Origin of the sequence: Pseudomonas sp. RW407, from assembly GCF_003176655.1 — a bacterium.
Classification (GTDB): Bacteria; Pseudomonadota; Gammaproteobacteria; order Pseudomonadales; family Pseudomonadaceae; genus Pseudomonas; species Pseudomonas delhiensis.
The window spans coordinates 733,315-741,894 of record NZ_QGSL01000029.1; the positions used below are offsets into that span (position 1 = coordinate 733,315).

At 67.5% G+C, this 8,580-nt stretch carries 7 protein-coding genes; 1 reads left to right on the forward strand and 6 read right to left on the reverse strand.

The window, feature by feature from the left end; genetic code table 11:
• Positions 1-835: NAD-dependent epimerase/dehydratase family protein (locus tag DK254_RS04175; RefSeq protein WP_109932994.1), on the reverse strand; the 835-nt coding region annotated here is incomplete at its 3' end.
• A 188-nt stretch (positions 836-1,023) separates the two neighbouring features.
• Between DK254_RS04175 and DK254_RS04180 the strand changes: the two genes are divergently transcribed.
• On the forward strand, positions 1,024-2,406 hold the full coding sequence (locus DK254_RS04180) for a pitrilysin family protein (protein ID WP_109932995.1): 1,383 nt from the start codon (positions 1,024-1,026) through the stop codon (positions 2,404-2,406).
• Between the two features lie 3 nt (positions 2,407-2,409).
• Here DK254_RS04180 and DK254_RS04185 read toward each other — a convergent pair whose 3' ends face one another.
• From DK254_RS04185 to gltP, 5 genes are all read right to left on the reverse strand, one after another.
• Complete coding sequence (locus DK254_RS04185; RefSeq protein WP_109932454.1) at positions 2,410-2,961, reverse strand: GNAT family N-acetyltransferase; 552 nt, start codon at positions 2,959-2,961, stop codon at positions 2,410-2,412.
• Between the two features lie 123 nt (positions 2,962-3,084).
• On the reverse strand, positions 3,085-4,377 hold the full coding sequence (locus tag DK254_RS04190; RefSeq protein WP_109932456.1) for an MFS transporter: 1,293 nt from the start codon (positions 4,375-4,377) through the stop codon (positions 3,085-3,087).
• 222 nt (positions 4,378-4,599) lie between these two features.
• The gene (locus DK254_RS04195) at positions 4,600-5,271 is read right to left on the reverse strand and encodes a serine protease (protein ID WP_109932458.1); all 672 of its coding nucleotides are present in this window, start codon (positions 5,269-5,271) and stop codon (positions 4,600-4,602) included.
• Positions 5,272-5,459: 188 nt separating this feature from the next.
• The gene (locus tag DK254_RS04200) at positions 5,460-6,689 is read right to left on the reverse strand and encodes a nucleoside recognition domain-containing protein (protein WP_109932460.1); all 1,230 of its coding nucleotides are present in this window, start codon (positions 6,687-6,689) and stop codon (positions 5,460-5,462) included.
• 188 nt (positions 6,690-6,877) lie between these two features.
• Positions 6,878-8,212: a glutamate/aspartate:proton symporter GltP gene (gene gltP, locus DK254_RS04205; RefSeq protein WP_109932462.1), complete on the reverse strand. Its 1,335-nt coding sequence runs from the start codon at positions 8,210-8,212 to the stop codon at positions 6,878-6,880.
• Positions 8,213-8,580 lie beyond the last annotated feature (368 nt).

Genomic DNA, 8,580 nt, shown 5'->3' on the forward strand with positions numbered 1-8,580 from the left:
AGTCCACCTGTTCCGGGCCGAAGGGCGCCAGCCCCACCGGCCGCAGCAGCGCCAGCGCACTGCGCAGCAGCGGCGCCGGCAGGGCGCGGTAGGGCTTGCGCAGCAGTCCGGCGATCTCGCGCAGGCTCAGCGCGCCGTCGCCGGCCAGGTTGTAGATGCCCTCGCTGCCGCGTTCCAGGCCCTGGCGGATGATGTTCACCACGTCCTGGTCCCAGATGAACACGAAGCGGCTGCAGCGCCCACTTATCCCCAGCACCGAGCGCCCCATGAACAGGTCGGTGACCGGGTTGTGCACACCCCGGCCGAGGATGGTGCCGGGGCGCAGGACCAGCTGGCGCAGCTGTGGACAACTCTGCCGCAGGCCGGCCAGCAGTTGCTCGATCTCGTGCTTGTGGCGGGCGTAGGGGAACTGCGACTGGCCGCGCAGGGGGTGGTTCTCGTCGATCAGCTCGGCGTTGTCCGGGTGGAAGCCGTAGGCCGCGGCGGAACTGGCCACCACCAGCTGGCGCACGTCGTGCTCCACCGCCGCCTCGAACAGCGCGCGGCTGCCGCCGACCTCGATGGTGTGCAGGCGGGTGGCGGACATCTGCGGCGGCGGGTTGACCACCGAGGCCAGGTGCACGATGGCCTGCGGGCGCCACTGCCGCACGCAGTCGCGCACCTGCCGGGGGTGGCCGATGTCCAGTTGCACCGGCTCGACGTTCGGCCGCAGGTGCTGCGCCGGCAGGCTGCGCACGTCGGCGGCCACCAGCGTCCAGTCGCGGTGCTGGATCGCCAGTTCGTTGAGCAGGTTCTGGCCGATGTGGCCGGCCGCGCCGGTGATCAGGACGCGCATGCGTACGGCCTCCGCAATGGGCGATGAGGGAGCATGCCAGCGAAAGGCCAGCAGTGGCCCCGGGTGCCACGCCTGATGATAGACCGGGCCAGCGCAGGTCGCAGCCCGTCGCCACGGGTGCCGCCCATGGGTAGGTGGATCGGCGGCAATCCGCTATTCTCCTGGCTTTGCTTTTCCAGGCCTGGCCCATGCGTTGGTTGTTCCTCCCCCTCCTCTTCCTGCTCGGCGGCGGCTGGTCGTTCGCCGATTCGCGTTCGACGGTGGAGGGCTACCAGCTGCAGAACGGCATGGGCGTGCTGTTCAAGCCGACCAGCCAGCGCGGCTCGGTGTCCATCCGCCTGGTGGTGGGCGTCGGCTTTTCCGATTTCAGCTGCCATGACCGGCAGTTGCCGCACCTGCTGGAGCACCTGTTCTTCAGCGGCCTGGACGGCGGCGACGAGGCCGACCTGGAGGCGCGCATGCAGGCCCTGGGCGGCCAGTGGAACGCCTACACCAGCGAGGGCGACACCACCTTCGTCATCGAGGCGCCGGCGGCCACCCAGCGCCAGGTGCTCGACCTGCTGCTGGAAGTGCTCACCCGCACGCAGCTGGACAAGGCCCGGGTGGAAGCCACCAAGCAGGTGCTGATCCGCGAGGATGGCGGCCACTACTCGCACCTGCAGCGCTTCCTCGACCACCAGAACATCAGCCGCCCGGGCCAGGAGCAGCTCGCCGTGGAGCTCGGCCTGGCCTGCGCCGAGCGCCCGCAGGTTGCGCACCTGACCCAGGCCCAGCTGGAGAAGCTGCGCAGCGACTGGTACGTGCCGGCCAACATGACGCTGATCGTGGTCGGCGACCTCGACCCGCGCCTGCCCGCCTACCTCAGCCGCACCTTCGGCAGCCTGCCCGACCGGGCCACGCCGGAACGCCGCGAACTGCCGGAAATGCAGGGCCCGGCGGCACGCCAGCGGACGCTGAACAGCGGGTTGTTCGGCGAGGGCGCGGTGGTGCACTGGATCTTCCCCGAGCCGGCCGAAGCCGACGGCGCCGCCCTCGACCTGTTGCAGGCCTACCTGAGCGACGCCCTCTATGCCGACCTGCGGGTACACCGCGAGCTGTCCTACGGGCCCTGGAGCGAGCGCACGTCCTACGCCAACCAGGGCTTCCTCAGCCTCAACGCGGACATCGCCCGGGAGGACCAGGAGGCCACCCTGAAGGCCCTGGGCGAGGTGGTGGAAAACATCCGCCAGCACGGCCTGGACGCCCAGCGCTTCGCCCGCATCCAGCGCGTGCAGCGGGCGCAGCTGGCCTGGAGCACGCCGAGCAACGCCAGCCTCGCCGACTACTACTGGGGCGCGCTGGGCGACTACGACGGCAGCCAGTTCCCCAACGAGGACCGACGCCTGGCCAAGGTCAGCCTGAAACTGGCCAGCGACACGGCGCGCCAGCTGTTCAAGGACGACGGCTACCTGCGCATCGAGAAACCGCTGCTCGACGACGACATGGCCTACCCGCTGGGCGGCGGCGCGGTGCTGCTGGTGCTGCTGCCGCCGGCAGCGCTGTTGCTCTGGCGCCGCCGGCGCAGCGGCTGAGCCTTACAGCGCCAGGCGGCGGATCACCCGGGTGGCGTCGTCCGGGTCGCGCAGGGCGCGGAAGCCCAGTTCGACGGCGAGGTCGCGCATGTCACGGTCGATGGCCTGGTCGATGCTGTACATCTGGGCGAAGCCATTGCGCCGCGCCACGTCGATCAGGTGGCGCATCAGCGCCTTGCCCAGGCCCCGGCGCTTCCAGTCGTCGGCGGTGGTCAGGGCGCATTCGCACTGGTTGTCGTCCACCTTGGCATAGCGGCTGATGCCGACTTCGCGCAGTTCGCCGTCGTCATGCACCAGGGCGACGAAAGCCATGTTGTCCTGGTAGTCCACGTCCATCAGGCTGTCGAGCAGGGCGTCGCTGATCTTCACTTCGCCGTGGAAACGCAGCTTGCGGGTCATCGGCGACAGGCGTTCGAGGAAGGTCCGCTCCAGCTCGCGGTCTTCGGCGCGCAGCGGGCGGATCAGCACGTGGCTGCCGTCGTCGAGGGTCTCGATCCAGTGATCATGGCCGCCGGCGGCGAGCGCCGCGGCTTGCTGGTGCAGGGGGGTGGGCATGGCGTTGTCTCCAGGGGAGAAGAAGGAAATGTCATTGACCTATCCTTCTCCGCCCGCCCCCGGCCACCCTTGATCGAGGTCAAGGCCGGCCGGGGTTGGCCAGTGGCAAACCGCCGCAGGCCGTCAGGCGCCGGCCAGCGCCCCGCCCGAGGAGGCCGCGCGGCCGCGGCGGCGGAACAGCACCAGGGTGGCTACCAGGCCCAGCAGTGCCGCGCCGCTCAGCCACAGGCCGGGGGCGGCCTTGTTGTCCAGGGCGTGGATGAGCCAGGTGCAGGCCGCCGGGGTGAAGCCGCCGAAGGTGGCGGTGGCCAGGCTGTAGGCCAGGGAGAAGCCGGTGGTGCGCACGTCCGCCGGCATCACCTCGGTCAGCGCCACCACCATGGCGCCGTTGTAGCTGCCGTAGATGAACGACAGCCACAGCTCCACCGTCAGCAGGCGGGCGAAGCTGGGCTCGGCCACCAGCCAGGACAGCGTCGGGTAGGCGGTCAGCAGCGCCAGCACGGTGGCAGCGATGAGCAGCGGGCGGCGGCCGACGCGGTCGGACAGCGCGCCCATCACCGGCAGCCAGAAGAAGTTCGACAGGCCGATGCACATGGTCACCAGCAAGGCGTCGAAGTCCGACAGGTGCAGCTCGTTCCTGCCGAAGGTCGGGGTGTAGGCGGTGATCAGGTAGAAGGACACGGTGGTCATCACCACCATGGCGGTGCCGGCCAGCACCAGGCCGAAGTTCTGCCCGATGGAGCGCAGCACCTCGCCCAGGCGCGGGTGGTGCTTGCGCTTCTGGAAGGCTTCGGTCTCCTCCAGGGAGCGGCGGATGACGAACAGCGCCGGGACTATCATGCAGCCGACGAAGAAGGGCACGCGCCAGCCCCATTCGCCCATCTGCTCGGGGCTCAGCCAGTGGTTGAGGATCACCCCCAGCAGCCCGGCGAAGACCACCGCCACCTGCTGGCTGGCCGACTGCCAGCTGACGAAGAAGCCGCGCTTGCCGGGCGTGGCGATCTCCGCCAGGTACACCGACACGCCGCCCAGCTCGACCCCGGCGGAGAAGCCCTGCAGCAGGCGGCCGACCAGCACCAGCGCCGGCGCCAGCGCACCGAGGGTGGAGTAGCCGGGGACGAAGGCGATCAGCAGGGTGCCCATGGCCATCAGCGCCAGGGTGATGATCAGGCCCTGGCGGCGGCCATGGCGGTCGATGTAGGCGCCGAGGAAGATCGCCCCCAGCGGGCGCATCAGGAAGCCGGCGCCGAAGGTGGCCAGCGACAGCATCAGCGAGGCGAAGGGGTCGTCGCCGGGGAAGAAGGTCTTGGCGATGGCGGTGGCGTAGAAGCCATACACCATGAAGTCGTACATCTCGAGGAAGTTGCCGCTGACCACGCGGAACACGGCCTTGGCCTTGGAATTCTTGGAAGCCATGGGAACACCATTTCAAACGATCACGGGGCCTTCCCGGGACGCGAGGAGGCAGGCAGCGGCCGGGAAGATATTTGTAACCCTATGTGTAAAAGTTGCCCGAGATCAAATGAAAAATGGCTGGAAGGCCCGAATTTCAAGGGTTTGAAAGGCTAGTGAAAGCTTCGCGACAGCTCGTCGGAAAAATCCCAAAAAATAGACAGGCATGGCGGGCATCACCCCCGGCTAGGGATTGCTCGCCTGCAACCGACGCCCCGCCGCCGCCTCCCGTTCCCGCGCCAGCCTGGCCTGGAACAGCTGCCATTCGCGCTCGATCACCGCGTAGGGCACGAACACGCTGACACGCTTGGCGCCCTTGAGCCCCGGGTGCTGCACGCCACCCCAGCCGGTGGCCTGGTAGCCGATGTTCATGCCCAGCACGCTGCCGTCGGCCCCCACCAGCGGCCCGCCGGACATGCCCTGGGCCAGTGCCGCGTCATGGATGCCGTACAGCTCCTGGTTGGGCTCCCTGAGGTTGCGGTAGGGCACCGGCCACACCCGCCCGCGGGAGCTCACCGGCACCAGCAGGCTGCTGCTGCCCAGCGCCGTCACCGCCTCGCCGTTGCGCGGCGCGCGCCAGTGGGGCAGCGGCCCGGACGCCTTACGGCGGATGAATACCAGGTCGCAGCGGGTGCTGCAGGAATAGGCCAGGCCCGACAGGTAGGGCACGTGGGCCGCGGTCACCGCGTAGTCGGCATTCCACTGCACCGCCGAAGCCACCATCAGGCCCGGCGCCGGCAGGCCGGACAGTACCGTGAAATAGTTCGAATTGAGCTGGCCATCGGCCTCCGGCTTCACCCAGCCATTGCAGCCGGCCAGCAGGGCGCACAGCGCAATACAGCTAACTTTCCCTCTCATTGCGATTTTCCTTAATTTTGTTTGAGGAAAATCTAAATTCGATCAATGGAAAGTTCTTATGGAAAATTAACCGTATTGATTCGCGAAACAGCCCACTTAAAAATTCAATTACCCAATTGTATCTGAAAGAACTTTCAGAAGAATAAGGATATTCAAATATTTTCCGGTTTTATTAATTGCGCGGCCGCTCAGCCGAAGAACCAGTAGCACACCCCGATCGACGCCAGCACCCCGGCCAGGTCCGCCAGCAGGGCGCAGCCCACGGCGTGGCGGGCGCGCTGGATACCCACCGAGCCAAAGTACACCGCCAGCACGTAGAAGGTGGTCTCGGTGCTGCCCTGCACGGTGGCCGCCAGACGCGCGGCGAAGCTGTCCACACCCTGGCTCTGCATGGTCTCCAGCAGCATGGCGCGTGCCGCGCTGCCGGAGAACGGCTTGACCAGCGCGGTGGGCAGGGCGTCGACGAAACGGGTGTCCCAGCCCAGCTGCAGCACCGTCCAGCGGATGCCGTCCAGCACCAGTTCCAGGGCCCCGGAGGCCCGCAGCACGCCGACGGCGCAAAGCATCGCCACCAGGTAGGGCAGCAGGTTCTTCGCCACGTCGAAGCCTTCCTTGGCGCCTTCGACGAAGGTTTCGTAGACCGGCACCTTCTTCAGCCAGCCGAGCACCAGGAACAGCACGATCAGGCCGAACAGCGTGAGGTTGCCCAATAGCGAGGAGAGCTGCGCCAGCGCGGTGGCGGAAAGCCCGGCGAGCAGCGCCATGAAGGCACCCAGGCCGAGCGCGCCGGGGACCAGGTAGGCGAGCACGACCGGGTCCCACAGGCGCAGGCGCTGCACCAGCGCCACCGAGAGCAGGCCGACCAGGGTCGAGGCGCTGGTGGCCAGGAGGATCGGCAGGAACACCAGGGTGGGGTCGGCCGCGCCCTGCTGCGCGCGGTACATGAAGATGGTCACCGGCAGCAGCGTCAGCGAGGAGGCGTTGAGCACCAGGAAGAGGATCTGCGCGTTGCTCGCCGTGGTGCTGCTGGGGTTGAGTTCCTGCAGCGCCTTCATCGCCTTGAGGCCGATGGGGGTGGCGGCGTTGTCCAGGCCCAGGCCGTTGGCGGCGAAGTTCAGGGTGATCAGGCCGATCGCCGGGTGGCCGGCCGGCACCTCGGGCATCAGCCGGCGGAACAGCGGCCCCAGCAGCCACGCCAGGCGCTCCACCAGGCCGGCCTTCTCGGCGATGCGCAGGAAGCCCAGCCAGAGCGTCAGGGTGCCGAACAGCAGGACCATGACCTCCACCGACAGCTTGGCCATGGCGAACAGGCTCTCGACCATGGCGGCGAACACCCCGGCATCGCCGCCGAGCAGCCAGCGCGACAGCGCGGTGACCGCCGCGACCAGGAAAAAGCCGAGCCAGAGGCCGTTGAGCATGAGTATCCCCCCAAGGACGTTGGCCGCGATGATAGCGGCGCGGGCGCGCCGGGGCCAGAAACGCCAAGGCCCCGGACATTGCCGGGGCCTTGCTGGTACGGCTTTTCGTAGGAGCGAGCTTGCTCGCGAACGGCTCCGCGGCGGGGCGGGTTCGCGAGCAAGCTCGCTCCTACAGGGGCGGCGCAGAGTTAGTGCGCAGTGCTCTGCCGGGCGTCGCTGAGCAGCTCCTCGCCGCGGCCCTGTTCCACCGCCTGCCAGTAGAGCGCGCCCTGCTTGCCGTCGTAGATGCCTTCCCACCTGGAGATCACCAGCACCGCCAGGGCGTTGCCGATGACGTTCAGCGCGGTGCGCGCCATGTCCATGATGCGGTCGACGCCGGCGATGAAGGCCAGGCCTTCCAGGGGGATGCCGACGCTGCCCAGGGTGGCCAGCAGGACCACGAAGGACACGCCCGGCACGCCGGCGATGCCCTTGGAGGTGACCATCAGCGTCAGCACCAGCATCAGTTGCTGGCCGATGGACAGGTCGATGCCGTAGAGCTGGGCGATGAAGATCGCCGCGATGCTCTGGTAGAGGGTCGAGCCGTCGAGGTTGAAGGAGTAGCCGGTGGGCACCACGAAGCTGCTCACCGCCTTGGGCGCGCCGTAGGCTTCCATCTTCTCGATGATGCGCGGCAGCACGGTCTCGGAACTGGCGGTGGAATAGGCCAGCACCAGCTCGTCCTTGAAGATGCGCATCAGCTTGATGATCGAGAAGCCGAACAGCCGCGCCACCAGGCCCAGCACCATGAAGGCGAAGAACGCGATGGCGAAGTACACCAGCAGCACCAGCTTGGCCAGCGGCAGCAGCGAGGCGAAGCCGAAGCTGGCCACGGTCACGGCGATCAGCGCGAACACGCCGACCGGCGCGTAGAGCATGATCATGTGGGTGACGCGGAACATGGCCTCGGCCACGCCCTGGAACATTTTCACCAGCGGCTCGCGGGTGGGCGCCGGCAACGAGGACAGGCCCAGGCCGAACAGCACCGAGAAGAAGATGATCGGCAGCATCTCGCCGCGGGCCATGGCGGCGAAGATGTTCGACGGGATCAGGTTGAGGATGGTTTCGATGAACGCGTGGTGGTGTTCCACTTCCTTGGCGGTCTGCGCGTACCTGGAGATGTCCACCGTGCCCAGGGTGCTCATGTCGATGCCGGCGCCGGGCTGGAACAGGTTGGCCAGCACCAGGCCGACGACGATGGCCACCGTGGTGATGATCTCGAAGTAGACGATGGTCTTCAGGCCGATGCGGCCGAGCTTCTTGGCGTCGCCCATGCCGGCGATGCCGACGATCAGCGAGGAGATGACGATCGGTACCACGATCATCTTGATCAGGCGGATGAAGATGTCGCCCGCCGGCTGCAGGATGTTGCTGATCCACCAGGCCTTCTCCGCGCTGAAGTGGTTCAGCACGGTACCCATGGCTATGCCCAGTACCAGACCGATGACGATCTGCCAGGCGAGGCTGAGCTTGGCTTTGCCCATAGTGTGTTCACCCTTGGTTCTTGTGGAAGTCGGGGTCCGCCCACCGCCGGGTTGGCCGGGGCGGGCGAAAAAAGGGCGCATGATTCCCACGCCCCTCCTTCGCGTCTAATGCCGGAAACGGCTACCCCATGCGCAATCGGCATGAAGAAAAGCAAATGGAACGGGTGTTCCAGGCCCGCGGGCCATTGCTTTTTTGCATGGGATAGAGGCTGAAAGCCGTGATGGCCGCTTTTTTCGAACCCTTTGGGTGGAAAGCGAGGCCCGGGGAGGCATTCGCTTTCCCTGCCGCGGGTGCGCTGCCGTGACGCAGGCGCGGAGGCCTGTAGTTCGCGATGGATGGTCGTCCGGGTGACCAGGCGCGGCGGGGA

Bases quoted from the DNA above. Each gene is read 5' to 3' on its own strand.
- gltP (WP_109932462.1), bottom strand. From the start codon at position 8,212: ATGGGCAAAGCCAAGCTCAGCCTCGCCTGGCAGATCGTCATCGGTCTG.
- DK254_RS04180 (WP_109932995.1), top strand. From the start codon at position 1,024: ATGCGTTGGTTGTTCCTCCCCCTCCTCTTCCTGCTCGGCGGCGGCTGG.
- DK254_RS04200 (WP_109932460.1), bottom strand. From the start codon at position 6,689: ATGCTCAACGGCCTCTGGCTCGGCTTTTTCCTGGTCGCGGCGGTCACC.
- DK254_RS04195 (WP_109932458.1), bottom strand. From the start codon at position 5,271: ATGAGAGGGAAAGTTAGCTGTATTGCGCTGTGCGCCCTGCTGGCCGGC.
- DK254_RS04185 (WP_109932454.1), bottom strand. From the start codon at position 2,961: ATGCCCACCCCCCTGCACCAGCAAGCCGCGGCGCTCGCCGCCGGCGGC.
- DK254_RS04190 (WP_109932456.1), bottom strand. From the start codon at position 4,377: ATGGCTTCCAAGAATTCCAAGGCCAAGGCCGTGTTCCGCGTGGTCAGC.